The organism is Catenuloplanes nepalensis, assembly GCF_030811575.1.
Lineage (GTDB): Bacteria > Actinomycetota > Actinomycetes > Mycobacteriales > Micromonosporaceae > Catenuloplanes > Catenuloplanes nepalensis.
Map to the genome: position 1 here is coordinate 3,398,692 of NZ_JAUSRA010000001.1, position 26,521 is coordinate 3,425,212.

19 protein-coding genes are annotated in these 26,521 nt (G+C 72.2%); 15 read left to right on the plus strand and 4 right to left on the minus strand.

Annotation, left to right across the window (positions count from 1 at the left end; translation table 11 throughout):
* Positions 1-1,315 precede the first annotated feature (1,315 nt).
* Complete coding sequence (locus tag J2S43_RS14515) at positions 1,316-1,516, plus strand: CsbD family protein (RefSeq protein WP_306829553.1); 201 nt, start codon at positions 1,316-1,318, stop codon at positions 1,514-1,516.
* Between the two features lie 138 nt (positions 1,517-1,654).
* Here the strand turns inward: J2S43_RS14515 and J2S43_RS14520 are convergent, their stop codons facing one another.
* Both J2S43_RS14520 and J2S43_RS14525 read right to left on the minus strand, forming a co-directional pair.
* On the minus strand, positions 1,655-2,194 hold the full coding sequence (locus J2S43_RS14520; protein ID WP_306829554.1) for an FAD-dependent oxidoreductase: 540 nt from the start codon (positions 2,192-2,194) through the stop codon (positions 1,655-1,657).
* An 11-nt stretch (positions 2,195-2,205) separates the two neighbouring features.
* Entirely contained in the window at positions 2,206-3,564 is a 1,359-nt protein-coding gene (locus J2S43_RS14525; protein ID WP_370881757.1) for a KamA family radical SAM protein, read from the minus strand.
* Between the two features lie 63 nt (positions 3,565-3,627).
* Here J2S43_RS14525 and kdd point away from each other — a divergent pair, with 63 nt between their 5' ends.
* The 7 genes from kdd (at position 3,628) to J2S43_RS14560 (ending at position 11,914) form a co-directional block, all read left to right on the plus strand.
* On the plus strand, positions 3,628-4,620 hold the full coding sequence (gene kdd / locus J2S43_RS14530) for an L-erythro-3,5-diaminohexanoate dehydrogenase (protein ID WP_306829556.1): 993 nt from the start codon (positions 3,628-3,630) through the stop codon (positions 4,618-4,620).
* A 79-nt stretch (positions 4,621-4,699) separates the two neighbouring features.
* The gene (locus J2S43_RS14535; RefSeq protein WP_306829557.1) at positions 4,700-6,211 is read left to right on the plus strand and encodes an amidohydrolase; all 1,512 of its coding nucleotides are present in this window, start codon (positions 4,700-4,702) and stop codon (positions 6,209-6,211) included.
* Between the two features lie 16 nt (positions 6,212-6,227).
* A complete protein-coding gene (gene kamD / locus J2S43_RS14540; protein ID WP_306829558.1) occupies positions 6,228-7,799 on the plus strand; it encodes a lysine 5,6-aminomutase subunit alpha in 1,572 nt (523 codons plus the stop codon).
* A 34-nt stretch (positions 7,800-7,833) separates the two neighbouring features.
* Positions 7,834-8,547, plus strand: coding sequence for a lysine 5,6-aminomutase subunit beta (gene kamE / locus J2S43_RS14545; RefSeq protein ID WP_306829559.1), 714 nt, complete (start codon positions 7,834-7,836; stop codon positions 8,545-8,547).
* A complete protein-coding gene (kal, locus tag J2S43_RS14550) occupies positions 8,544-8,921 on the plus strand; it encodes a 3-aminobutyryl-CoA ammonia lyase (RefSeq protein WP_306829560.1) in 378 nt (125 codons plus the stop codon). Before kamE ends, kal begins: the two co-directional genes overlap by 4 nt.
* Positions 8,922-9,556: 635 nt before the next feature.
* Positions 9,557-11,293 (plus strand): apolipoprotein N-acyltransferase, encoded by a 1,737-nt coding sequence (gene lnt, locus J2S43_RS14555; RefSeq protein ID WP_306839278.1) that lies wholly within the window; start codon positions 9,557-9,559, stop codon positions 11,291-11,293.
* 72 nt (positions 11,294-11,365) lie between these two features.
* Complete coding sequence (locus tag J2S43_RS14560) at positions 11,366-11,914, plus strand: FxsA family protein (RefSeq protein WP_306829561.1); 549 nt, start codon at positions 11,366-11,368, stop codon at positions 11,912-11,914.
* Positions 11,915-12,168: 254 nt separating this feature from the next.
* On the opposite strand, the gene J2S43_RS14565 is transcribed toward J2S43_RS14560, so the two are convergent.
* Positions 12,169-12,513 (minus strand): RNA polymerase-binding protein RbpA, encoded by a 345-nt coding sequence (locus J2S43_RS14565; protein ID WP_306829562.1) that lies wholly within the window; start codon positions 12,511-12,513, stop codon positions 12,169-12,171.
* 231 nt (positions 12,514-12,744) lie between these two features.
* Entirely contained in the window at positions 12,745-13,818 is a 1,074-nt protein-coding gene (locus J2S43_RS14570; protein WP_306829563.1) for a coiled-coil domain-containing protein, read from the minus strand.
* Positions 13,819-14,044: 226 nt separating this feature from the next.
* Here J2S43_RS14570 and J2S43_RS14575 point away from each other — a divergent pair, with 226 nt between their 5' ends.
* From J2S43_RS14575 to metH, 7 genes are all read left to right on the plus strand, one after another.
* Positions 14,045-15,937 carry an ABC transporter ATP-binding protein gene (locus tag J2S43_RS14575; RefSeq protein ID WP_370881625.1) on the plus strand — a complete coding sequence of 631 codons (1,893 nt, stop codon included), beginning with the start codon at positions 14,045-14,047 and terminating at the stop codon, positions 15,935-15,937.
* Positions 15,938-16,045: 108 nt separating this feature from the next.
* Positions 16,046-16,675 (plus strand): carbonic anhydrase, encoded by a 630-nt coding sequence (locus J2S43_RS14580; RefSeq protein WP_306829564.1) that lies wholly within the window; start codon positions 16,046-16,048, stop codon positions 16,673-16,675.
* A 90-nt stretch (positions 16,676-16,765) separates the two neighbouring features.
* Positions 16,766-19,327: a DUF4132 domain-containing protein gene (locus J2S43_RS14585; RefSeq protein WP_306829565.1), complete on the plus strand. Its 2,562-nt coding sequence runs from the start codon at positions 16,766-16,768 to the stop codon at positions 19,325-19,327.
* A gap of 132 nt (positions 19,328-19,459) precedes the next feature.
* On the plus strand, positions 19,460-20,131 hold the full coding sequence (locus J2S43_RS14590; RefSeq protein WP_306829566.1) for a TetR/AcrR family transcriptional regulator: 672 nt from the start codon (positions 19,460-19,462) through the stop codon (positions 20,129-20,131).
* A gap of 18 nt (positions 20,132-20,149) precedes the next feature.
* Positions 20,150-21,034: an ABC transporter ATP-binding protein gene (locus J2S43_RS14595; RefSeq protein WP_306829567.1), complete on the plus strand. Its 885-nt coding sequence runs from the start codon at positions 20,150-20,152 to the stop codon at positions 21,032-21,034.
* On the plus strand, positions 21,031-22,629 hold the full coding sequence (locus J2S43_RS14600) for an efflux permease Rv1217c-related protein (protein WP_306829568.1): 1,599 nt from the start codon (positions 21,031-21,033) through the stop codon (positions 22,627-22,629). The genes J2S43_RS14595 and J2S43_RS14600 overlap by 4 nt, the downstream gene beginning before the upstream one ends.
* A 297-nt stretch (positions 22,630-22,926) precedes the next feature.
* Positions 22,927-26,517 carry a methionine synthase gene (gene metH, locus J2S43_RS14605; protein WP_370881626.1) on the plus strand — a complete coding sequence of 1,197 codons (3,591 nt, stop codon included), beginning with the start codon at positions 22,927-22,929 and terminating at the stop codon, positions 26,515-26,517.
* Positions 26,518-26,521: the final 4 nt, after the last annotated feature.

Below are 26,521 nucleotides of genomic sequence, written 5' to 3' on the forward strand. Positions count from 1 at the left end.
TCTCGAATGGATGCCTTTTCCTCATCGTTCACCACAACAGTCTTCAGCTAATGCAGCATGAGGTGGTTTGAAGCCTCCCCCAGCAGGGCGACTCCGAAGGGCCAAACCTTCATCTTCCGTACAGCATCGCTACAAGAAGGAAATTCCTACATATCTCCACCCTTTCGCGTTCAGGACACAACAAGGGCGTTTCCTGGATGCCCAGATTCATGCTGAGCTGCGGCAATGAAGATCACGGGGCCGGTGAGTGGCCGCTGAGGAGGCGCCATTGGGCGCAGCGTGGCCCGCGCTGAATCAGCCTCAAGTTTCCGGCGCTACGCAGGCCTGTCCGAAATATAGCCATAAAGGTGGTGGTGAAGGTCCTCGATGCTGATCACGTGTGCCAAATCGTTGTTAACAGCGCCGGATAACAACGATTTGGCACACGTGATCGACTTTCGGCGCCGCCGGACCGCTTTTGGTCTTCCGATCGTGCGCACCGCACGGACCGCCGGCGCCTGGCTGGCCCGTATGCGGCCGGACCGGGTTGACCTTCCGATCGTGCGCGCCGCGCAGACCACGACTGCCTGGCTGCCCCGTATGCCGCCGGGCGGCTCTGATCGTGCGCGCCGCGCAGGCCGCCGGCGCCTGCTGCCCCGTATGCCGTCGACCACCCCTCGGGATGCAGATCATCGGCAGGGCCGCCACCCACAACGATCCGCAGCCCAGGCAAGGACGGCGCCCCCGGCGCCGACCATGCCGACCCAGACCAAAGCCGGCGGCCCTGCCGATGATCTGCTCGGCTTGTCCTGGAAGACGGCATACGGGGCAGCCAGGCACACGAAACCCAACCCAGCCCACCACGCGAAAGAACCGGGCCAACGAAGCCTGACTACCCCGGAAGCCACGCCTCCCCCGGAGCCCGAGACCCGCCGGAGGCGAAAACGTAACCGGCCCACCCAAAGGCGCCAAGAAGTCGAAATATCGGGCGCAAGGCGCCCGATATTTCGTTGCAGGGCCCAGCATTCCGGCCGCACGCGGTCCGGCATCCCAGGCCCTGCAATGCGGCCCGCGGAGGCGGGATCACCCTCGCGGCCCCGGGTGTCCGGGCCCCGGGTGTCCGGGCCCCGCGAGGGTGATCCCGCCTCCGCGTCGCCCCCGGGCGTTCTCATTGAACTAGCTTCCTAGGACGTCCTACACGTGGTGCTCCGCACCACAAGACTCTGAAAGCCGAAACGTGCCTTCGGCACCGACAGCCCAAACCGACTTTGTTTGGCGACCACCACGACTGGAGACCTCCAGAAGTGCAGGTCAAAGAGGATCCCGGAGGTACGACATGAGCTTCACCGACAAGATCCGGAGCAAGGTCGATGAGCTGAAGGGCGAGACCAAGGAGAAGGCCGGCGACGCGACCGACAACCCGCGTCTGCGGGCCGAGGGCGCCGCCGAGGCGACCGCCGCCCGGGGCCGCCAGGCCGGCGAGCACGTGAAGGACGCCGCCCGCCACGTCGGCGACGCGTTCCGCGGTCACCGCTGACCCCACTGACGACCGCGTTCCCGTGCCGCGACAACCGCATGGGAGACAGGGGCCCGGACAGGTGAATCCGGGCCCTCATCATGTCCGGATCGTCGTATCCTCGGCGCCATGTCCAGCCCGCGCCGTGTCCCGTGACCGTTATCCGGGCGGTGCTGCGGCGAGCCGTTCGCGCAGTTCTCTTTCGAGGTCTTCGGATCCGGAGCTGAATTCCGTGGGTACGACCGGGAGTGCGAGTTTTTCCGCGAGGCGCGCGAGGGGGTTGTCGTCGTACTGCTGGAGCCAGTTCGCGCCGAGGTCGAACGTGAATCCGCCGACGTCCGTTCCGGTGGTGCGCCCGCCGATCCGGTTTCGTGCTTCGAGGATGCGTGTGGTGATGCCGCGGCCGGTGAGTTCCTGTGCGGCTGCGAGCCCGGCCATGCCGGCGCCGACGACGATGACGTTGCGGTGCCCTTGATCGGCGGCCCAGGTGGCGGCCGCGATTCCTTGTTCGTAGGCGCCGTGTGTCATCCCGGCCCGGGTCGGGTGGGTTGCTTCGCCGGCGAGTCGGAGCCGGTTTTCGATGGGGGTGCCGAGTGTGACGCGGTCGGCTGGGGTGCCGTGGCGTCCGATGAGGCTCCAGGAGCCGCGGGTCCAGGGGTCGTCGGCCCAGTGGGTGACGGCGCTGGCGATGATCGGCATGCGCGGGGACGCTAGCAGGCGGCTGCCCAGTGGTCGCGGCCTTTTTGCGGGAGTGTGTGGATCGGGTCGTAGTAGCGGTGCCGGGTGTCGATGGTGTCGCCGGTGAGTGTGGTGCGGTAGTTCTTGGTCCACTGTGTGATGCCGAGGTCGCGGTCGTAGTCGACGGCCATGTGGACCCAGCGTTTTCCGGCGTAGGGGACGTCGCAGACGATGCGTGGGGTGGCGTATCCGGGGAGGTAGCCCATGATGTCGTGTTGGAGGGTCTGTGCGTGGTGGACGGGGAGCCGCCAGTGTTCGGCGCCGGGGATCATGTCGCAGAGGTAGAAGTAGTAGGGCAGGATGCCGGCTTCGCCGTGGAGTGCGAAGCAGAGGTCGAGTAGGTCTTCTGGGGTGTCGTTGACGCCGTGGAGGAGGACGCCCTGGTTGCGGACGTCGCGGACGCCGATGTCGAGGATGGTCTGTGTGGCGCGGGCGACGAGTGGCGTGAGGCTGTGCGTGTGGTTGATGTGGGTGTGGAGTGCGAGGTTGACGCCGCGGCGGGCGGCGGTGCGGGCGACGCGTTCGAGTCCTTCGACGATGTGTGGTTGGAGCCAGTGCTGGGGGAGTCCGGCGAGGGCTTTGGTGGCGAGCCGGATGTCGCGGACGCTGTCGAGGTCGAGGAGTCGCATGAGGTAGGTCTCGAGTTGTCGCCAGGGGACGTTGGCGACGTCGCCGCCGGAGACGACGACGTCGCGCACGGCGGGGTGGGTGCGCAGGTAGTTGATGTGGGTGTCGTGCCGGTCGGCGGGTTTGAGCGCGAGTTTGAGTTTGGTGACGGTGGGGGTGTCGTTGCCGACGAGGTCCATGCGGGTGCAGTGGCCGCAGTATTGCGGGCAGGTGGGGACGAGTTCGGCGAGGACTTTGGTGGGGTAGCGGTGGGTGAGTCCGTCGGCGACCCACATGTCGTGTTCGTGGAGTGAGTCGCGGGTGGTGTGCGGGTGGTCGGGGAGTCGTTCGCTGGCGAGGGGGAGCATGTAGCGGCGGATCGGGTCGGTGCGCAGGTCGGTTGTGTCCATGGTGTTGAGCATCTGGGGTGGGAGCAGCATGGACATGGTGGCGCGGCCGGTTTGGTCGGCGGTGAGGTCGTCGTAGAGGGTGTCGTCGGCGAGTGGTCCGAGGACGTGCTGGAGCTGGCGGATGTTCTTGATGCAGTGGGCGCGTTGCCATTGGGCGGATTCCCATTGGTCGCGGGTGACGTGTCGCCAGCCGGGGAGGCGGGTCCAGTCGGGTTCGTGGAGGGTGCGGCGGGTGTAGGTGTAGGGCTGCCGCTGTTCGGTGATTGTTGCGGTCATGACGGCCTCCAGCGTTGGATTTTCTTCCGTCGACCGCAGGCTACTGGAAATCCTCCGGCGTAACGAATAGTCTGCCGTAAGTTTTACTGCTGGAGGTGTGTGATGATCCCGGGTCTGGGCCGCGTGGTGGAGCCTGCCGGTGTGCTGCCCCAGGCGGCCTGGCGCCTCGATCCGAGCCCGGAGATCAAGCCCGACGAGACGAGGGTACGGGTGGAGCGCCTGAACCTGGACGCGGCGAGTTTCCGGCAGTTGCGGGACGCGCACGGTGACCGGGTGCGTGACGAGGTGCTGCGGATCGTGGCGGAGCGCGGGAAGATGCACAACCCGGTGACCGGTTCCGGCGGCATGCTGATCGGCGTGGTCGAGGAGGTCGGCCCGGACGCGACCGTGGACGTCGCGCCGGGGGACAGGATCGCGACGCTGGTCAGCCTGACGCTCACGCCGCTGTCGATCACGGACGGGCTGGCGGGCTGGGACGGCCGGTCGGAGCAGGTGCCGTGTGCCGGTCATGCGATCCTGCACGGCCGTACCATCGCGGCGGTCCTGCCTGAAGATCTTGATTCTCGGGTGGCGTTGGCCGTGCTGGACGTGTGCGGCGCCCCGGCGCTGACGGCCAGGGTGGTCGGCGGCTACACGCGGCCGACGGTGGCGGTGATCGGTGCGTCCGGGAAGTCCGGGTCGCTGTCGCTGGCCGCCGCGAAAGGCGCGGGCGCGGCCCGCACGATCGGTGTCTGTCCCGACGGGATCGAGGCGGCCCGCATCGTGGACCTGGCCGACGAGGTGGTGGTCGCGGACGCCCGGGACCCACTGGCCATGGCCGGTGCCGGGAAGGCGGATGTGACCGTGGTGTGCGTGGACGTGCCCGGCTGTGAGCACGCCGCGATCCTGGCCACGGCGGACGGCGGCACGGTCGTGTTCTTCTCGATGGCGACGAGCTTCCCGGCGGCCGCGCTCGGCGCCGAGGGGCTGGCCGCGGACGTGACGCTGCTGATCGGGAACGGTTATGTGCCCGGCCATGCGCGGATGGCGCTGGACCTGGTGCGCGCCACGCCGGGCCTGCGCCGGCTGTTCGACGCGCGCGTGCGGGCAGACTGAGTGTCATGAGCGAGCTCGCGAGCGAATCATCGGCTCAGCGCCGGCCACGGCGAAACCGCGGCGGCGCGGGGAATCCGGCATGAGCGTCCTCTACCGGGGCGGGACCGTCCACTCCGCCGCGGCCCCGCGGGCGACCGCGTTGCGGGTTTCCGGCGGCCGGATCACCTGGCTCGGCGACGGCGGGGACGCGCCGGCCGCGGACCGGGTGGTCGATCTGGACGGTGGTCTGGTCACGGCCGCGTTCGTGGACGCGCATGTGCACGCGACGTCGACCGGCCTGAACCTGTCCGGCCTGGACCTGACCGGTGTCCGGTCGGCTGGCGAGGTGCTCGCGGCGGTCGAGCGGGCGGCGCGGGACCTGCCGGCCGGCGGGGTGCTGCTCGGGCACGGCTGGGACGAGTCGGTCTGGGAGTCGCCGCGGTTGCCGTCCGCGCACGAGATCGGGGTCGCGGCCGGTGGGCGGCGCGTCTACCTGTCGCAGATCTCCGTGCACTCCGCGCTGGTGTCGTCCGCGCTGCTGGCGGCGGATCCGGCGGTGTCGGCCGCGGCCGGGTTCGACTCGTCCGGCTGGCTGCGCGTCGACGCCCACCACGTAGTCCGGGATCTGGCGCTGGCGTCGGTCACGCCGGAGCAGCGCCGGCGGGCGCAGCGGGTCGCGTTGCGGCACGCGGCGTCGCTGGGGATCGGTGCGGTGCACGAGTGCGGCGGCCCGCGGATCTCCAGCGAGGACGACTTCACCGACGTCCTCGCGGCCGGCGGCCCGGCGCACGGGCATCCGGAGGTGTTCGGTTACTGGGGTGAGCTGAGCGCGGCGGCCAAGGCACGGGACCTGGGCGCGGTCGGTGCCGGTGGTGACCTGTTCGCCGACGGTGCGCTCGGGTCCCGGACCGCGTTCCTTGCGCGGGCGTACGCGGACGAGCCCGGCAACCGCGGCCACGGCTATCTCACCGCGGAAGAGGTTCGCGATCACCTGCTCGACTGTCACACGCACGGTGTGCAGGGCGGCTTCCACGCGATCGGTGACGCCGCGATCGGTGCGGTCCTGGCCGGGATCGGCGAGGTCGCGGAGCGGATCGGCAACGAGGCGGTGCGCGCGGCACGGCACCGGATCGAGCACGCGGAGCTGCTCGACCGGACGCTGATCGCGCGCATGGTCGAGCACGGCGTGGTCGCGTCCGTCCAGCCGGCGTTCGACCGGCTGTGGGGCGGTGAGGGCCGGATGTACGCGGCCCGGCTCGGCGCCGCCCGCGCACTGACCGCGAACCCGCTGGCGGCGATGCTCAATGTGGGCGTGCCGCTGGCGTTCGGGTCGGATGCGCCGGTGACGCCGCTGGATCCGTGGGGTGCGGTCCGCGCCGCGGTCCGGCATCACACGCCGCACAGCAGGATGAGCGTGCGGGCCGCGTTCGCCGCGCACACCCGGGGTGGCTGGCGTGCGCTGCCCGGCGTGGTCGCGGGCGGTGCGGTCGAGCCGGGCGCGCCGGCGACGTTCGCGGTCTGGGACGGGGTCGCCGACCTGGCCGCGGCCGTGGCGGCGACGCCGGTGTGCCGGCGGACGGTGGTGCACGGGGACACGATCCACGAGGCCTGACGATCTGGAGGGTGCGATGGCCGGGAAACTCGATCTCGACCCGGAGCTGGTGGCCCGGGCGCGGGCGCTGGCGGCGGAGGCCGGGCGGCCGGTCGTCGACCTGGCCCGCACCCACACGACCGTGTCGGTGGAGCGGGCGATGCTGCGGCTGTTCGGCCTGACCGGCGCGGACGCGGACGGCACGCCGTGGGTGAACCGGCTCACCGACGAGGTGACCGCGCAGACCGGCCTGGCGCACGGCGTCGTCCTGCCCGTGCTGCACGCGCTGCGCCGGTTCCAGCCGCTGTCCGCGCCCGCGGCCGGTTTCGGTGGCGGGTTGCGGGTGGTGGCGGAGAAGGCGGCCTCGATCGACTTCACGTTCCCGGCCGGCCGGGACCTCGTCACCGCGCGGAACGCGGCCGGCCGGGTCGCCCGGCACGCGGTCAAGCGGCTCGACGCCGCGCGTGCGACCAGGGAGAAGCTGATCCGGCGGTACGGGGACGCGCCGCGCCGGCCGTGGATCTACCTGATCGTCGCGACCGGTGACATCCACGAGGACATCCCGCAGGCGGTCGCGGCGGCCCGGGCCGGCGCGGACGTGATCGCGGTGATCCGGTCGACCGGGCAGTCGCTGCTGGACTACGTGCCGGAGGGCGCTACCCGGGAGGGGTTCGCCGGCACGTATGCGACGCAGGAGAACTTCCGGCTGATGCGCGCGGCCCTGGACGGCGTGTCGAAGGATCTGGGCCGGTACGTGCGGTTGACGAACTACGCCAGCGGGCTGTGCATGCCGGAGATCGCCGCGCTGGCCGGTCTGGAACGGCTGGACATGATGCTCAACGACAGCATGTACGGGATCCTGTTCCGGGACATCAACCCGGTCCGGACGTTCGTCGACCAGCGGTTCTCCCGGCAGATCCACGCCCGCGCCGGGATCATCATTAACACCGGTGAGGACAACTACCTGACCACCGCGGACGCGGTCGACGAGGCGCACACGGTCACGGTGTCGCAGCTGCTCAACGAGTACTTCGCGCACGAGGCCGGGCTGGGCGACGCGCAGTTGGGGCTCGGGCACGCGTTCGAGATCGACCCGGACCTGCCGGACTCGCTGCGCCTGGAGACCGCGCATGCGCTGCTGGCGCGGGAGCTGTTCCCGGACGCGCCGCTGAAGTGGATGCCGCCGACGAAGCACATGACCGGTGACGTGTTCCGCGGGAACCTCCTCGACGGCATGTTCAACCTGGTCGGCGCGCTCACCGGGCAGGGCATCCTGCTGGTCGGGATGATGACGGAGGCGGTGGTGACGCCGTGGCTGTCCGACCGGGACACCGCGTTGCGCAACGTCCGCTACGTGTTGTCCGCGGCCGGGGACATGGCCGAGGATCTCGTGCCCGCGCCCGGCGGGTTCGTGCAGCGGCGCGCGCACACGGTGCTGGGCGAGGCGGTGACGCTGCTGGAACGGATCGTGGACGAGTCGCTGCTGACCGCGATCGGCCGCGGCACGTTCGGGATCATGAAACGGCCGCCGGACCGGGGGCGCGGCCTGTCCGGCGTCGCCGCGATATCGGACAGTTACCACAATCCGTTCGAAGGGCTGCTGCCATGAGCGAATCGTCGGCTCACCGTCGCCGGGGTCCGGCATGACGGCGCTGATCCGGCCCTACGGGGACACGACCGGGGACGGGATGGTGCAGACGTCGTTCACGCTGCCCGTACCCGCCGGGAAACGCGCCGAGGGTGCCGCGCTGCACCTCGCGGCCGCGATGGGGCTCGACCCGGCCATGCTCGTGCACGCCCGGCCGGTCGGTGACGGGCACACGTTCTTCGTCGTCTACGGCCGGGTCCGGCACCTCGTCGACCTCGACGCCGTGCGGGTGCCGGAACGCGACTATCCGCTGCTGTCCGCGGCCGCGGTCAACACCGCGGTCCGGCGGCGGCTGCGTCGCAAACTCGCGGTCGTCGGCGCCTGCATCGGCACGGACGCGCACACGGTCGGCATCGACGCGATCCTCAACCTCAAGGGCGTGGCGGGGGAGAAGGGCCTGGAGTACTACCGGGAGCTGGCCGTGACGAACCTGGGCGCGCAGGTGTCCGTGCCCGACCTGGTCGCGGCCGCCGCCGGCGCGGACGCGGTCCTGGTCTCCCAGGTCGTCACGCAGCGCGACGCGCACCTGCACAACGTGCGGGAGATGGCGGCCGCGTTCACGCGGGCGGGGCGGCGGCCGCTGCTGATCGTCGGCGGGCCGCGTTTCGACGAGACCATGGCCGCCGGCCTCGGCGTCGACCGGATCTTCGGGCGGGGCACGACACCGCGTGAGGTCGCGTCGTACCTCGTGCACCGGCTCGCGTCATGATCGGGCTGACCGTCTCCCACCGGCGGTACGTGGCGGGCGCGCACTACGGCGGCGGGCTCGTCGACGGCGCGTACGCGCTCGGCCTGTTCGGGGACGTCGCGACCGAGGTGTGCATCCGCACCGACGGCGACGAAGGCCTGTTCGCCGGGTACGCCGACGTGCGGTTCCTCGCCCCGGTCCGGGCCGGGGACGTGGTCGAGGCGACCGCGGTCGTGGTCGCGGCCGGCACCCGCTCCCGGCGTCTCGACCTGCGGCTGACCGTGCTCTGCCGGGCCCGGCGCGACCTGCGCGCGTCCGCCGCCGAGGTCCTCGACCCGCCGCTGCTCGCCGTCACCGCCACCGGCACGGTCGTCGTCCCGCCGCCGACCCCGTGATTCGGGGCGTCCCCGATGCCGCCGCAACGGCGCCGCCGGCCGGGGATCGGCACGCCGAGGCCGGTCAGGACGGCCGCCGAGCCGCACGTGGCCCCGGCGGCTCGGCGCACCCGGCGACGTCCGGAGGGGACGCCCGCACGGTCCCACGGAAGCGGGCGCGGACAGAAACGCAACCAAAGAGAAAGCAAACCCCGGTTGACGTGGAACCGACCTCAGCGCGTAAAGTTCTTGAGTCCATACGCGGGCAGACGACACCACGTTCGCTCCAGCCTCTTCGTCCGCTGGCCGACCAGGCCACGCAGGCGGGGGTCGGCGGGGCGGCGCGAACCGGGGCCGTCGCCGGCGGAACGAACGGCGAGGAACGCGCGGCCAGTAGACAACGGCCATACGGGGGCATCCAGCCGTCGTGAGGTCGGTCCGAAGGTCTCGTCACCTCGTCCGACGCGCCGGACCGCTCTGGGCCAGGGAGCAGCGGGGCGCGGCCGACCACGGCCGGGCCCCGCTTTCTCGTCCCCACCGACGATCGCGGGGCACGGACGGGAACCGGCCCGCCTCGTTGCGGCTCACCCGTGCGAACCATCCGGCGGTACCCTTGGTCGCCGCGACGACGAGACATGGGTGAGGCACGGGTGACTATGGTCGACACAGCCGGCGCGCCGGGCGAGACGCCCGCGACCGGCACCAGCCCCGCCACCCACCGGCCGGTGATCCGCCCGCTGTGGGCGTCGATCATCGCCGCCGCCGTCGCCGGGCTCGCGCTGCTGGTGTCGTTCCCGCCGTTCGGGCAGTGGTGGCTCGCACCCGCCGGCGCCGGGCTGCTCGCGGTCACGCTGCACGGGCGGCGGGTGCGGGCCGGGGCAGGGCTCGGGTTCATCGCCGGCCTGGTCATGTTCATGCCGATGATCAGCTGGACGAACATCCACGTCGGTAACCTGCCGTGGACGCTGCTGTCCGTCCTCGAAGCCGCGTACGTCGCGGCGATGGGCGCGGCGTACGCGTTCGCGGCACCGCTGACGGACCGGCGCCGCTGGCTGACCCCGCTGCTGACCGGCACGCTGTGGGTGGCGCAGGAGGCGGCCCGGTCCCGGACCCCGTTCGGCGGGTTCCCGTGGGGCAAGCTCGCGTTCGGGCAGGGCGAGGTGCCGCTGCTGCACTGGGCCGTCCTCGGCGGCGCACCCCTGGTCACGTTCATGGTCGCGGTCACCGGCGGCCTCCTCGCCACCGCCGCCCTCACCCTCCTGCGCCCCGCCGCCACCGCCGCGGACTCCCGCGACGCCGATGCCGCCGGCCGTTCCGCGGGCACCGCCGGGGCCGAGGGGGAGCGCGTCCGGCGGGCGCCGGCCGTACCCGCGAAGGTCTTCGTTCCTGCCGCCTGGGTCGCCGGTGCGGTCGTGGCGGCGCTCGCCGGTGCGCTGGTGCCGGTCGCGAAACCGGCCGGTGATCCGGTCACGGTCGCGTTCGTGCAGGGCAACGTGCCCCGGCTCGGCTTCGACTTCAACGCGCAACGGCTCGCCGTCCTCGACAATCACGTCCGGGGCACGCTCGACCTCGCCGCACGGGTCGCCGCCGGCCAGGAGAAGCGGCCGGCGCTGGTCGTGTGGCCGGAGAACGCCAGCGACGTCGACCCGCTCGACAGCCAGGTCGCGGCCGCGCAGATCTCCCGCGCCGCGAACGCGATCGGCGCACCGATCCTGGTCGGCGGCGTCACCGACGGCTCCACCGACCGGACCGTGCGCAACATCGGCGTGCTCTGGTGGCCGGCCGGCACGACCGGCGGCAAGGCCGGCGCCGACCTCGACCAGCTGTACATCAAACGGCACCCGGTCCCGTTCGCCGAGTACATCCCGCTACGGTCGATCGCGCGGATGGTGAGCAAGGAGGTCGACCGGGTCAGCCGCGACTTCGAACCCGGCGACCGGCCCGGCGTCATCGACAGCGGCGCCACCGTGATCGGCGACGTCATCTGCTTCGAGATCGCCTACGACGGCCTGGTCCGGGACGTCGTCACCGGGGGCGCGCAGATCCTCGCGGTGCAGACGAACAACGCCACGTTCAACACCGCCGAGGCCGAACAGCAGCTGGCCATGGTGCAGCTGCGCGCGGTCGAGCACGGCCGGGACGCGCTGATGGCCTCCACGGTCGGGGTGTCCGCGTTCGTCGGCGCGGACGGGCACGTGCAGGACCAGACCGTGTTCAACACGGTCGCGGTCGTCGTCCGGGACATGACCGAGAGCACCGAACTGACCGTCGCGACCCGCCTCGGGCACTGGCCGGAGCTGGCCCTGACCGTGCTCGGCCTGACATTGCTGGCCGGGGCCGCGGTCGTCCGGATCCGCCGGCGGCCGGTCCCGCACGGCGCCGCGGACGCGTAGGACGCTCACAGCAGGGGTCCAGGATTGCGTGGCATCCTGTCAAGGGCCACCACACGCAGGGAGAGACACAGCATGCAAGCCACCCCGGTGACCAGCCCGCGGCGCGGCCGCCTGCTCACCTGGGCGCCGCTCGGCCTCGCCGGGTTCGCGGTCGCCGAGATCGCCGTCTTCATCCTCGTCGCGCACCAGGTCGGATATCTCACCACGATCCTGGCCGGGCTGCTGCTGTCCGCGGTCGGCGGGCTCGTGCTGCGCCGCGAGGGCATCCGCGGCTGGCGCCGCTTCCGGGACGCGGCCCGCGGCGGCCGGCACCCCGGCAACGAGGGCGCCGACGGTGTCATCGGCATTCTCGCCGGGCTGCTGCTGTCCGTCCCGGGTTTCCTCACCGACCTCATCGGCCTGCTGCTGATCGTCCCGCCGATCCGGTCGCTGGCCCGCCGCGGACTCGTCCGGCGCGCCGAACGGCGCATGACGTCCGCGCAGGCCGGTGACCTGTTCGGCCCGCGCCGCGTCCGCCCCGCCAACGCCCACGCCCACGCCGACACCACGACCACGACCACCGGGGGTACGGCCGGGGGCGCGCCCGCGGCCGACGAGGTCATCGAGGGCGAGATCGTCTGATCCGTCCCCACGTCCTGCCGAGCCGGGGCACGGGTGCCGGCTTACTGACCTTCTCTGATGACGTGACCTACCCCTGGATCACCGGTAGGCCGGTGGCCTGGCGCCGGAAGGCCAGTAGTGCGGCCCCTACAGCGCTGCCGCACGGTCGGTAGCGGCCTCGAACGCGGCGGCAGCCCGGGCGGCTTCGTCCGCGCTCAACCGGGCAGCGAAAAGCCCTCCACCCGTGCGGGTGGAGGGCTTCTGTGTGGTGCGGGTCAGGCGACCTGGCCGCGGCGGGCCCGGACCTCCTGCAGACGCTCCTGGAGGATGTCCTCCAGCTCCGCGATGGAGCGGCGCTCCAGCAGCATGTCCCAGTGGGTGCGCGGGGGCTTGACCTTCTTCTGCTCCGGCTCGGTGCCGTCGACCAGGCGTGCGACGCTGCCGTCGAACTTGCACTCCCAGGTGATCGGGACCTCGGCGTCGACCGCGAACGGCACCTCGAAGCGGTGGCCCTTCGCGCACAGGTACTCGCGCGTCTGCCGGGGCGCCAGCTCCGTGTTGCGGTCGGACTCGTAGCTGACTGCGCCCAGACGGCTGCCGCGCAACATGCGCTCGCCCATGAAGCTTCCCCTCGCTCGGTGCTGATCTTGCTTGGTATCACAAGGTATCGATGACGCGCCACCCGTGCCCAGGGTGTGCAACGATCCGGCCGCGCCGACGATTCCCCCGGTTGCCACCGAGGGTGTGGATCGGCCGTTGTGTCGGTGGTGTTAACAGTATTCAGGGTAACCGGCCGGTAGACGGTTCGTCGATCTAGGGCAAACCGCCCGGTCAGGCACTTGCGGACATGACTACCCCGAATCGGACCCGCCAAGCCCCGGCCGCGAGCCCAGGTTCGCCAGCGCGGACGCTAGGTTCGACACCTGGCCGGCCAGCTGACCGGCCTGCGCCACCGCGGCGTCACGCTCCGCACGCACCGCGGTGAGCTGCTCGTTCAGGCGCACGATCTCCGCGTCCCGGGCCGCGACCGTGCCGGCCAGCGCGCGAGCGGCGTCGAGGTCGGTGGTGAGTTGCGCCACCCGGGCGGACTCGGCGGCCAGTTCCGCGCGGACACGTACCGTGACGGCCTCTTGATCTTTGGTCTTCCGGGTCTCGGCGGCGGTGTCCCGGCGGGCCCGCGCGGTCTCCTCGCGGGAGGTGGCCAGGTCGCCGTGCGCGGCCGCGAGCGCGGTCACCGACTCCCGCAGCTCCGCCTTCACCGCGGTGAGCGCGTCGGTGGCCCGGGACAGCTCCACGGTCAGCGCGGACCGCGCCGCCCTCGTCGTCTCCAGGTCCCGGGACAGCTCGTCCTGGTAGCGGCGCTCCGCCTCCAGCTCACGGCGCAGCGCGGTCACCTCGGCACGCGCGGTGTCCCGGTCGTCGGCGGCCTGCCGGCGCAACGCCTCCGCACCCGTCGCGGCCTGCTCCGCCGCGACCCGCGCCGCCGTCGCCTCACGCGCGGCGGACTCGGCCGCGGCCGCCCGCGCCGCCGACGCCTCCGCGCGCCGCCCGGACTCCGCGGCCTGCTCCTGCGCGGCCGCGGCCGCATGCCCGGCCAGGGTCGCGGCGGACCGGGCCGCGTCCGCGTCCTCGCGGGCCTCGTCCCGGGCCGAGTGCGCGGCCGCGATCTGCGCCGCCGTCTCCGCGCGGACCTCGGCCAGCTGCCGCTCCACCCCGGCCGGGGACAGCTCGGCGTGCAGCGCGTCGCTGAGCGTCTCCACCAGCTGATCGAGGCGGTCGACCGTCTCCCACGTGCGGGCCACCTGCCCGGCCAGGCCCGGTGCGGCCCGCTGCCGCATCCGCGACGCCCGCGAGGCCCGCTGGCACTCGCCGTCGTTGTCCCGGCAGTAGCGGAACGGGCGTCCCGCGCTCGCCTTCTGCGGCACCGGCCGGCCACAGTGCGCACACGGACGCGTCGTCTCTTCCGCCTGCGTCTCCATCGCGGCCGGAGTCTAGCGGCAGAGTGTCACACCCCCGTGGGAGGCTCACCGGGAATCGCGCTTGACCTGTAGCCCGCATGAGGTTCTACGGTCGACCGATCGCCTTTCCTTGGGGGGAACACATGAGCGAGCTGACAGCTCGGCACCGCAGGATCGAGGGGGCACCGGCGTCATGAGCATGGAGATGACCGCGTGGAACTCGCTCTACCACGCGATGAACGCCCAACAGGGCCAACGGCCGTTCAGCAAGGCCACGCTGCGGCGCATCCTCGCGTTCGCCCGCCCGCACCGGCGCCGGCTCACCGCGTTCCTCGCGGTCGGCGTGCTCACCGCGCTGCTCGCGGTCGCCGCGCCGGTCCTCGCCGGCCGGGTCGTCAACGCGATCGTCGACGGCGCACCGTTCGACACCGTCGCAGTCCTCGCGCTGCTCATCGGCGCGATCGCGCTCGCCGAGGCCGGCCTCGGCCTGGTCAACCGGTGGCTGTCGGCCGGCATCGGCGAAGGGCTCATCCTCGACCTGCGCACCGCCGTGTTCGACCACGTGCAACGCCAGCCGGTCGCGTTCTTCACCCGCACCCGCACCGGCGCGCTCGTCAGCCGGCTCAACAACGACGTCATCGGCGCGCAACGCGCGTTCAGTGACACGCTGTCCGGTGTCGTCGGCAACACCGTCACGCTGCTGCTCACGCTGGTCGTCATGGTCGGCATCTCGTGGCAGATCACGCTGCTGGCGCTGGTGCTGCTGCCGGTGTTCGTGTTCCCGGCCCGGCGGATGGGCGGCCGGATCGCCCGCCTCGAACGCGAGGCCGCCGCGCACAACTCCGCGATGAGCACCCAGATGACCGAGCGGTTCTCCGCACCCGGCGCCACCCTGATCAAACTGTTCGGCCGGCCGGCCACCGAGAGCGCCGAGTTCGCCGCCCGGGCCCGCCGGGTCCGCGACATCGGCGTGCGCACCGCCATGGTCCAGTGGGTGTTCATCACCGCGCTGACGCTGGTGTCCACGCTCGCGCTCGCGGTCGTCTACGGCGTCGGCGGGTTCTACTCGCTGCGCGGCCAGCTCGACGCCGGCGCGGTCGTCTCCATGGCCCTGCTGATCACCCGGCTGTACGCGCCGTTGACCGCGCTCGCGTCCGCCCGGGTCGAGGTGATGAGCGCGCTGGTCAGCTTCGACCGGGTCTTCGAGATCCTCGACCTGCGGCCGCTCATCGAGGAGCGCGCGGAGACCACGCCGGTGCCGGACGGGCCGCTGTCCGTCGAGTTCGACAGGGTCCGCTTCGCCTACCCGTCCGCGGACAAGGTGTCCCTGGCCTCGCTGGAGGAGGTCGCGGTCCTCGACAGCCGCGGCGGGACCGAGGTCCTGCACGAGGTGTCGTTCACCGCCACGGCCGGCCAGATGATCGCGCTCGTCGGGTCGTCCGGCGCCGGGAAGTCCACCATCGCGCAGCTGCTGCCCCGGCTCTACGACGTCGACTCCGGCGCGGTCCGGATCGGCGGCGTCGACGTGCGCGACCTCGCCTTCGCCGACCTGCGCGACACGCTCGGGCTGGTCACCCAGGACGGGCACCTGTTCCACGAGTCCGTCCGGGCGAACCTGCTGCTGGCCCGGCCCGACGCGGCCGAGGACGAGCTGTGGGACGTGCTGCGCCGCGCCCGCCTCGACGCCCTCGTCACGTCCCTTCCCGACGGGCTCGACACGATCGTCGGTGAACGCGGCTACCGGCTGTCCGGCGGCGAACGGCAACGGCTCACCATCGCCCGGCTGCTGCTGGCCCGGCCCCGCGTCGTCGTCCTCGACGAGGCCACCGCCCACCTGGACAACACCTCCGAGGCCGCCGTGCAGGCCGCGCTCGGCGAGGCCCTCGCGGGCCGGACCGCGGTCGTCATCGCGCACCGGCTGTCGACGGTCCGCGCCGCCGACCAGATCCTCGTCGTCGAGGCGGGGAACATCGTCGAACGCGGCCGGCACGAGGAACTGCTCGCCACCGGCGGGCGGTACGCGGAGCTGTACCGGACCCAGTTCGCCGCCGGTGACACGCCGGAGGTGGCCGCCGTCCCCGCGTGACCAGGGTGGTCAGCGTCACGTTATCTGCCCTTACCGGTGCGTATGCGCGACAGTATGTGCGCGGTCTGCCACTCTCGGGCAGACCCGACGTACCTGGTGGAGGCGGACGTGAGCGACGTGACGGCACCCGAGACCACGCGGACCCCCGCACAGGCTTTGGACGACCTGATCGCCGGCAACGAGCGCTTCGTCGCCGGCGTCAGCGTCCACCCGAACCAGGACGCGGCCCGCCGCGCCACCCTGGTCGACGCGCAGGCACCCAAGGCCGTGCTGTTCGGCTGCTCCGACTCCCGCCTCGCCGCCGAGATCATCTTCGACCAGGGGCTCGGTGACCTGTTCGTCGTCCGCACCGCCGGGCACGTCGTCGGCCGCGAGGTCCTCGGCAGCATCGAGTACGCGGTGTCCGTCCTGCGCACCCCACTGATCATCGTGCTCGGCCACAACTCGTGCGGCGCGGTCCAGGCCGCGCGGGAGGCCGACGCGACCGGCACCTACCCGACCGGGCACCTGCGCGCGGTCGTCGACGCGCTCGTCCCCAGCGTCGAACTGTCCGCCGCCCGCGGCGTCACCGACGTCGACGGAATAGTGGACGTGCACATCCAGAGCACCGTCGACCAGCTCCGCGCGAACTCCGCCACGCTCGCGGCCGCGGTCTACGCCGGCACCTGCGCGATCGTCGGCATGTCCTACCAGCTCGACGCCGGCCGCGCCCGGATGGTCACCCCCGACCCGCGCTGACGCCGGTCCCGGCCGCCCGCGCCGAAACTGTCGGGGGCCACCCCTATCCTGCGTTCCGTTCACATCGGACTCGCTGGATGAGGCGGACCCATGAGCTCTACCGCACCCGCACCCCGGCCGGACATCCCGCTCCCGGGCATGTGGTCGTCGCCGCTGCCACGCCGCGGCGACGGCACCGGCTTCACGCCACCGGACCCGGACGCGCCGGGCGCCCTGGCCGCGCTCCACGCCGAGCACCCCGGGCGGCGCACGGAGTGCCTGGCGATCGCCGGCACCGACCCGGAGCTGGCCGCGGCCGACCCGGACAGCCCGCTCGGCGCGGCCGTCACCGCGCACATCCAGCACGAGGCCGGCGACCACCGGTTCAGCGCCCAGCTGCTCGCCGTCCTCGCCGACGCGTGGCTGGCCGCGCACGGGCCGGTCTTCGCGGCCGAGGCCGCCGCCGCGCTGTTCGGCCTGCGCGACGTCTTCGACCACCGCACCCCGCAGGGCGCACCCGCCGCGGTCGCCTGGCGCGACGAGCACGGGCTGGCCGACCGGTATGCGTTGCAGCTGCGCCTGGCCACGCTGTACCGGGTCCGGGAGGCGCTCGCGGTCGCCCCCGCGGAGGCGTACGACGAGGCGACCACCGTGCTGGCCGGCATGCTGGACCGGTCCGTGCAGGTGCGGGTCGCGGCCACGCTCATGCACCCCGGCGAACCGGACTGGGCCGCGCCCGTCATCGACCAGCAGACGACCGCGGTCTACCCCGACCACACGCTCGGCGCGCTGCTCGCCGCCTGCCCCGGGGGCGTCGACCGGCTCGCCGACCTGAAGATCAACCTGCGGGCGTACCTGCTGGATCCCGGGCGGCGGCTGCTGCCGACGATCATCGCCCGGGGCGGCGCACCCGAGATCATCACGCGGCTGCGGGACACCGACGCCCCCGCGTTCCTCGTGCTGCTGGCCTACCTGCCCGACGACGCCGCGTTCGTCGCGCTGCGCAACCGGGCCGCCGAGCGCGAGCTGCGCGAACCACTGCGCCTCGCCGCCGACCTGCGCCCGGAACGCGCGGTCCGGCTGTTCGCCGAGGGCGCCGGGCGACGGCTCGGCGAGGACCTGCTGCGCTGGCACGTCACCCTGCACCCGGACGCGGCCGCGGCCGTCGCACCCACGCTGACCGGCGACGCCGCCACCCGCGTCACCGCGCTCCTGGACGAGATCGGCACCCGCACCGACGCCACGACCGTCCCCGATCTGACCGGCGACCTGCCGGACAAGCCACCGGTCATCCCGGACTGGATGCACGACGGCGTCCTCCCGCCACTGCTGCGCGACGGCGCCGGCGCGCTCCCGGACGCGCACGTGCCCGCGCTGCTGACCGCGTGCGCGCTCGGCCGGACCGCCGAGGTCGCCGCCGCGTTCGACCCCGCCGACTTCACCCGGTACGCGTGGGACGTGTTCTTCCGCTGGTACTACCTCGGCGGCACCGCCAAGGAGAACTGGACGCTCGGCATGCTCGCCGCGCTCGGCGACGACGACACGATCCGGCGGCTCACCCCGACGATCCTCGCCTGGCCCGGCGAGGCCGGGCACGCCCGCGCGGTCGCCGGACTCGACGTCCTCGCCACGATCGGAACCGAGACCGCGCTGATGGCGCTCAACCGGATCGCGCAACGCTCGACGTTCAAGGGGCTGAAGAACGCGGCCCGGCAGAAGATGGACGCCGTCGCCGCCGGGCTCGGCCTCGACGGCGACCAGCTCGCCGACCGGCTCGTCCCCGACGTCGGGCTCGACCCGGCCGGACGACTCGCCCTCGACTACGGGCCGCGCACGTTCACGGTCGGGTTCGACGAGACCCTCACGCCGTACGTGACGGACGCGGCCGGGAAACGCCTCAAGGCGCTGCCGAAACCCGGGGCCAAGGACGATCCGGTCGCCGCACCGGCCGCGCAGAAACGGTTCACGGAGCTGAAGAAGGAGGTCCGGGGCATCGCCGGGGACCTCGTCGCCCGCCTCGAACGCGACATGATCAACGAACGGCGGATCAGCGGGGCGGAACTGAGGGCGCACTACGTCACGCATCCGCTCGTCCGGCACCTCGCCGGGCGGCTGGTCTGGGGCGTCTACGAGGACGGGCGGCTCACCGGCGCGATCCGCATCGCGGAGGACGGGTCCATCGCGGGCGCGGCCGACGAGACCGTCACGCTCGACGACGACGCCCGGGTCGGGGTCGCGCACCCGATCCACCTGGACGAGAAGCTCGCGGCCGGGTTCGGGGAGGTGTTCGCCGACTACGAGATCCTGCAGCCGTTCCCGCAACTGGCCCGCGAGGTGTACCGGCTCACCGACGCCGAGGCCGGCGGGCGCGCGCTTGCCCGGATGGCCGGGCGCGGCGCACCCGACGGGCGGCTGATCGCGCTGGAGAGACGCGGCTGGCTGCGCGACGCCCCGCAGGACGCCGGGATCATCAACGCGATCGGGCGGGCACTGCCCGGCGGCGGGCAGATCAGCGCGGAACTCGACCCGGGCATGTCGTACTACGAGCCGGGCGGGCACCAGACGCTGCGCCGCGTCGAGCTGTACGGGCCGGTCGCGCGGCTCGGCGAGCTGAACCCGCTGCTGGTCTCCGAGGTGATCCGCGACCTGACGATCGCCACCGCGGACGGGTGACCACCACACACCACCGAGCCGGGGACCGTGGGCGTCTCTCCCGTGCCGAAGCGCGCGGGACGCGCGTACCCCCGTTGATCTTTTAAAGGGTTTATTGTCAGACCGACGGTCGGTTTGGGATAAGGGGAGGGCATGGCGCGGACGGTGGATCCGGTGGCGCACTCGGAGCGCCGCGAGGCGTACCTGGACGCGGCCCAGCGGATCATCCAGACCAAGGGCTACGAGGCGCTGAGCATCCAGGAGGTGCTGGACGCGACCGGCACCTCGAAGGGCGCGTTCTACCACTACTTCGGTGGCAAGGCCGCGCTGCTCGACGCGATCGTGGCCCGCATGGTCGACACCGCCGCCGCCCGGCTCGCACCCGCCGGCGGCACCGCGCTGGACCGGCTCGACGGCGTGTTCGCCGGGCTCGCCACCTTCAAGGCCGGGCAGAAGGACCTGATCGTCGCCATGGTCCGGGTCTGGATGTCGGACGAGAACGCGGTCATGCGCGAGCACTTCCGGCGCCGCGCGATCACCGCGCTCACCCCACCGCTGGCCGACATCATCCGGCAGGGCGCGGACGAGGGCGTGTTCGCCGTGACCGACCCGGAGTCGACCGCCGGCGTGTTCGCGGCCATGGTCCTCGGCGCCAACGAGGCCGCGACCGCGCTGATCGGCCGGCACGCCACCTATGAGCTGGTCATCGACCGGCTCGGCGCGTTCGGGGAGGCGTTCGAGCGGGTGCTCGGCACCGCACCCGGAGCACTGCGATTCGACCGGCGGCTCGACACCGTCCGGGAATGGTTCGACGCGATCGCCTGACCTCGGGAGAAGGCAAAAATGATCATCGAAACGGAAGGGCTCGGCAAACGGTACGGACGCCGCCGCGGCATCGACGACGTCACGCTCGGCATCGGCCAGGGGGAGATCTTCGGGTTCCTCGGGCCGAACGGCGCCGGCAAGACCACCACCATCCGCACCCTCCTCGGCCACCTGCGCCCCACCGCCGGGCGGGCCCGGATCTTCGGCCTCGACGTCACCACCGGGCAGGTCGCGATCCACCGGCGGCTGGGCTACCTGCCCGGCGAGTTCGGCCTCTACGACAAGCTCACCGGCGCGCAGACCGCGGACTACTTCGGCCGGCTCCACGGCGGCGTCGACCGTGCCTACCGCGACCGGCTGATGGAACGGCTCGGCGTCGACCCGGGGCGCCGGTTCCGGGAACTGTCCAAGGGCAACAAGCAGAAGATCGGCCTGGTCGTCGCGTTCCAGCACCGGCCCGACCTGCTCATCCTGGACGAGCCCACGTCCGGGCTGGACCCGCTCGTGCAGCAGGAGTTCCACACGCTGATCCGCGAGGCCCGCGAGGAGGGCCGCACCGTGTTCCTGTCCAGCCACGTGCTGTCCGAGGTCGAGGCCGCCTGTGACCGCGTCGCGCTGATCCGCGACGGGCGGATCGTGCGCACCGGCAGCGTCGAGTCGCTGCGCGACCTCGCCCACCACCAGGTGCTGCTGCGCTTCGCCGAGGACGTGCCGGTCGCCGCGTTCGCGGGCCTGCCCGGCGTCTCCGACGTGCAGGTCACCGACCACACGCTGCGGATGCGGGTCAGCGGGCCGATGACACCCGTGATCCGCGCGGCCGCCGCCTACGAACTGCTCGACTTCGAGTCCCGGGAACCGGGGCTGGAGGAGACGTTCCTGCGCGCGTACCAGGCGGCGTCATGACCATCGTCTGGATGCGGGCCCTCACCGACGCCCGGCGCGGGCTGATCACGCTGCTGATCCTGCTCGGCGGGCTGGTCTTCGCGGTCCTCGGCGGCGTCGCGTCCGCCTACCCGACCGCGGAGGCACGCACGGAGATCGCCGCGATCGCGTCGTCGCTCGGCGTCGCCTCCACCGGGCTCACCGGGCCCGCGGTCGACGTCGGCACCATGGGCGGCTACGTGCAGTGGAAGTACGGCACGATCCTCGTCATGATCGCCGGGATCTGGGCGATCCTGGCCCTGACCCGCGGCCTCACCGGCCGGCACCTCGACCTGCTCGCCGCCACCCCGGTCTCCCGCCGCCGCCTCGCGCTCGCCACGATCGGCGCGCTGCTGACCGTGCTCACCATCGCCTGCGCGGTCGCCACCGCCGGCGCCTGGGCCGGCGGGCAGGCGTTCGCGCGGCTGCCCGGCGACGCCGTGCCGTTCGCGGACGCGGCCGGGCTCGGCGCCTGGCTGTGGGTGATGGCGGTCGCGTTCGGCGGGCTCGCGTTCGCGGCCGCCCAATGGCTCGGCCGCGGCGCCGCCGCCTGGATCTCCGGCGTCGCCCTGGTCGGCGGGCTCGTCGCGGTCGGCTACCGCAGCGTCAGCCCGGCACTGGAGGCGATCGCACCGTTCACGCCCTGGGACTGGACCTACGATCATCTGCCGCTCGCCGGGCGCCTCGACTGGGCGTCGCTGATCTGGCCGCTGCTGACCGGCGTGCTCCTGCTCGGCGCGGGCGTGGAGACGTTCGCCCGGCGGGACCTCGGCGCGGTGTTCTCGCCGCCCCGCATCAGCCTGCCCGCGTTCGGCCTGCACGGCGTCACCGGGCGGGTCTTCGCGGACCGGCTGCCGGTCGCGCTCGGCTGGGGGAGCGGGCTGGCCGTGCTCGGCTTCGTGCTCGCCGCGTCCACCGGCACCATGGCCGAGCAGTTCGCCGCGTCACCCGGACTCACCGAGTCGTTCGGCGCGATCTTCCCGGACTTCGACGTCAGCAGCCCCGGCGGGTTCCTGCAACTGGTCATGCAACTGCTGTTCGTGCTCGCCGGGTTCGCCGCCGTCAACCTGCTCGGCGGCTGGGGCGCGGACGAGGACACCGGCCGGATGGAGATGCTGCTGGCCACGCCGGTCACCCGCGCCGGCCTGATCCTGCGCGGCGGCCTCGGCCTGCTCGGCGCGGTCGCGGTCGTCACCGCGCTCGCCGCCGCCGGCGTCGCGGCCGGCGCGTTCGCCTCCGGCAACGCGGAGATCCTCCAGCCCGCCGCGGGTACGGGTGTGCTCGGCCTCTTCGCGGTCGCGGTCATCGGCGTCGGCGTCGCCGCGGGCGGGCTCGCCCGGATGTCCGCGGCCGGGACCGTCGCCGGCATCGCCGTCGTGATCACCTACCTGATCGACCTGGTCGCGCCCGCGCTGAAGATGCCGGCCTGGGTGCACGAGTTCGCGCTCACCGCGCACCTCGGCCGGCCGATGGCCGGCGACTGGGACCTCACCGGCGTGACCGCCTGCCTCGTCCTCGCCGCCGGCGGCCTGCTCGTCGGCGCGGCCGGCCTCACCCGCCGCGACCTGCGCCACTGACGCACGATCGGGGCGTCTCCAGCGTCGGAGCGCCCCGATCCCGCACCCGCCGGCCGGTTGGCGCAGCGTGATGGGCGCGCTCTCGGCCGTACCCCCTTGGTCATGGTTTGCGGGATTTTGGGAGGGGTCCACGGACTGAGCCGGTGAGCCTGACATCATCGGTAATCGGGTAGTCTTGGCGGCCGGGCCGAGAGGCGCTGCGACGGGGCCCGTCCCCGCCACGCTCGACCTGGATCGATCGGCTCGTGATCGACATGTCAAGGGCGCCTCCGAGACAGACTTCGGAGGGGGTCGACAGTGAGTGACACCACGCGCATCGACGCATTGAAGCAACTGCTGAGCGAGCGGATCGTGGTCCTCGACGGCGCCTGGGGCACCATGCTGCAGAACGCCAAGCTCGCCCCCGAGGACTACAGCGGGCCGATGATCCCGGCCGACCACCCCAAGGACGTCGTCGGCGACCCGGACCTGCTCATCCTCACCCGCCCCGACCTCATCCTCGACGTCCACCGGCAATACCTGGCCGCGGGCGCGGACATCACCACCACGAACACGTTCACCGCGACCGGCATCGGGCAGGCCGACTACGGCCTGGAGCACCTGGTCCGGGACATGAACGTGCAGGCCGCGCGGCTCGCCCGGCAGGCCGCGGACGAGGCCGGCGGCAAGTGGGTCGCCGGAAGCGTCGGCCCGCTCAACGTGACGCTGTCGCTGTCACCGCGCGTCGACGACCCCGCCTACCGCGCGGTCACGTTCGACCAGGTCAAGGCGACCTACATGGAGCAGATGTCGGCCCTGGTCGAGGGCGGCGTCGACATCTTCCTGATCGAGACCGTCTTCGACACGCTCAACCTCAAGGCCGCGATCTCCGCCGCCCGCGAGGTCGCGCCGCAGATCCCGATCTGGCTCTCCGTCACCATCGTCGACCTGTCCGGGCGCACGCTGTCCGGGCAGACCGTCGAGGCGTTCTGGCGGTCCGTCGAGCGCGCCGAGCCCCTGGCCGTCGGCGTGAACTGCTCGCTCGGCGCGGCCGAGATGCGGCCGCACGTCGCGGAGCTGGCCAAGCTCGCCAACGTGTACGTGTCGTCGCACCCGAACGCGGGCCTGCCGAACGCGTTCGGCGGCTACGACCAGACGCCGGAGCAGACCAGCGCGCTGGTCGGCGAGTTCGCCCAGTCCGGGTTCGTCAACATCGTCGGAGGCTGCTGCGGCACCTCGCCGGCGCACATCGCCAAGATCGCCGAGGCCGTGCGCGGCGTCCCGCCCCGGGTGATCAACCCGCCCGCACCGACCACCCGGTTCTCCGGGCTGGAGCCGTTCGCGATCGGGCCGGACACCGGCTTCGTCATGATCGGTGAGCGGACCAACGTCACCGGGTCGGCGAAGTTCCGGCGGCTGATCGAGGCCGAGGACTACCAGGCCGCGGTCGACGTGGCCCTGGAGCAGGTGCGCGGCGGCGCGAACCTGCTCGACGTGAACATGGACGCGGACCTGCTCGACAGCGAGAAGGCCATGACCACGTTCCTCAACCTGATCGCGACCGAGCCGGAGGTCGCCCGGATCCCGGTCATGATCGACAGCTCGAAGTTCTCCGTGCTCGAAGCGGGCATGAAGTGCGTGCAGGGCAAGGGCGTCGTCAACTCGATCTCGCTCAAGGAAGGGCCGGCGGCGTTCCTCGAGCAGGCTCGTGTGATCAAGTCCTATGGGCTCGGCGCGGTCGTCATGGCGTTCGACGAGCAGGGGCAAGCCGATACGACGGCGCGCAAAGTCGACATCTGCGGGCGGGCCTACGACCTGCTGGTGCAGGAAGCCGGATTCGCGCCGGACGACATCATCTTCGACCCGAACGTGCTCGCGGTCGCGACCGGCATCTCGGAACACAACGGATATGCGAAGGCGTTCCTCGACGCGCTGCCGCTGATCAAGCAGCGGTGCCCGGGCGCGCGCACCTCCGGCGGCATCTCCAACCTGTCGTTCGCGTTCCGCGGCAACGACGTGGTCCGCGAGGCCATGCACTCCGCGTTCCTGCTGCACGCCGTCCGCGCCGGCCTGGACATGGGCATCGTCAACGCCGGTCAGCTCGCCGTCTACGCCGACATCCCCGCCGACCTGCTCGAACTCGTCGAAGACGTGATCTTCGACCGGCGGCCGGACGCCACCGACCGGCTCGTGACGTTCGCGTCCACGGTCACCGGCTCCGGCACCAAGCGCGAGATCGACCTGTCCTGGCGCGAGGGCACCGTCTCCGAGCGCCTGTCCTACGCGCTCGTCCACGGCATCGTCGACTTCGTCGAGGCGGACACCGAGGAGGCCCGGCAGCAACTGCCCCGGCCGCTCGACGTGATCGAAGGCCCGCTGATGGACGGCATGAAGGTCGTCGGCGACCTGTTCGGCGCCGGCAAGATGTTCCTGCCCCAGGTCGTCAAGAGCGCGCGCGTGATGAAACGCTCCGTGGCCTACCTGGAGCCGTACATGGAGAAGGAGAAGGCCGCCGGGCGCGGGCAGGGCAAGGTCGTGCTCGCCACCGTCAAGGGCGACGTGCACGACATCGGCAAGAACATCGTCGGCGTCGTCCTCGGCTGCAACAACTACGAGGTCATCGACCTCGGCGTGATGGTGCCGACCGCCAAGATCCTGGAGACCGCGCTGGCCGAGGGCGCGGACGCGATCGGCCTGTCCGGGCTGATCACGCCGTCGCTGGACGAGATGGTCGCGGTCGGCGAGGAGATGCAGAAGCGCGGCATGACGCTGCCGCTGCTGATCGGCGGCGCCACCACCTCCAAGCAGCACACCGCGGTCCGGATCGCGCCCGCCTACACCGGCGACACCGTGCACGTGCTCGACGCGTCCCGGGTCGTCGGCGTCGTCTCCGACCTGCTCGACGCGAACCGCAAGGTCACGCTGCGGACCGCGAACCTGGCCGAGCAGGAACGGCTGCGGATCGCGCACGAGAACCGGCGCTCCCAGCCGCTGCTGACGCTCGCCGCCGCCCGGGAGAACCGGGAGCGGGTGTCGTTCGACGAGATCCCGGTGCCCGCGTTCACCGGGCTGCGCCGGGTCGAGCCGTCCATCGCCGCGCTGCGCGAGATGATCGACTGGCAGTTCCTGTTCCTGGCCTGGGAACTGAAGGGCAAGTACCCGGCGATCCTGGACCAGCCGGTCGCGCGCGAGCTCTTCGACGACGCCAACGCGATGCTGGACCAGATCATCGCCGAGGGTACGCTCCGGGCCACCGGCGCGTACGCGATCTGGCCCGCGCACGCGGACGGCGACGACATCGTGCTCCCGGACGCGGGCGTGACGTTCCCGATGCTGCGTCAGCAGACGCAGAAGCCGGACGGGCGGGCGAACCGGTGCCTGGCCGACTACGTCGCGCCGGCCGGCGCCGGCGATCACCTGGGCGGGTTCGCGGTCGCGATCCACGGGGCCGAGGCACTGGCCGGGCGGTACGAGGCCGAGCAGGACGACTACAAGTCGATCATGGTTAAGGCGGTCGCGGACCGGCTCGCCGAGGCGTTCGCGGAGTACCTGCACCTGCAGGTGCGCCGCGAGTGGTTCGAGCCGGACGCACAGCCGGAACTGGCCGACCTGCACGCGGAGCGGTTCCGGGGCATCCGGCCCGCGCTCGGCTACCCGGCCAGCCCCGACCACAGCGAGAAGCACGAGCTGTTCGACCTGATCGACGCGCAGTCGATCGGGATCGGGCTGACCGAGTCGTTCGCGATGACACCGGCCGCCGCGGTCTCCGGCCTGATCTTCGCCCACCCGGAGTCCCACTACTTCACGGTCGGCCGCCTCGGCCGAGACCAGGTCGAGGACTACGCCCGCCGCCGCGGCATGCCTCTCGACGAGGTCGAGAAGTGGCTGCGCCCGAACCTGGCGTACTGACCCG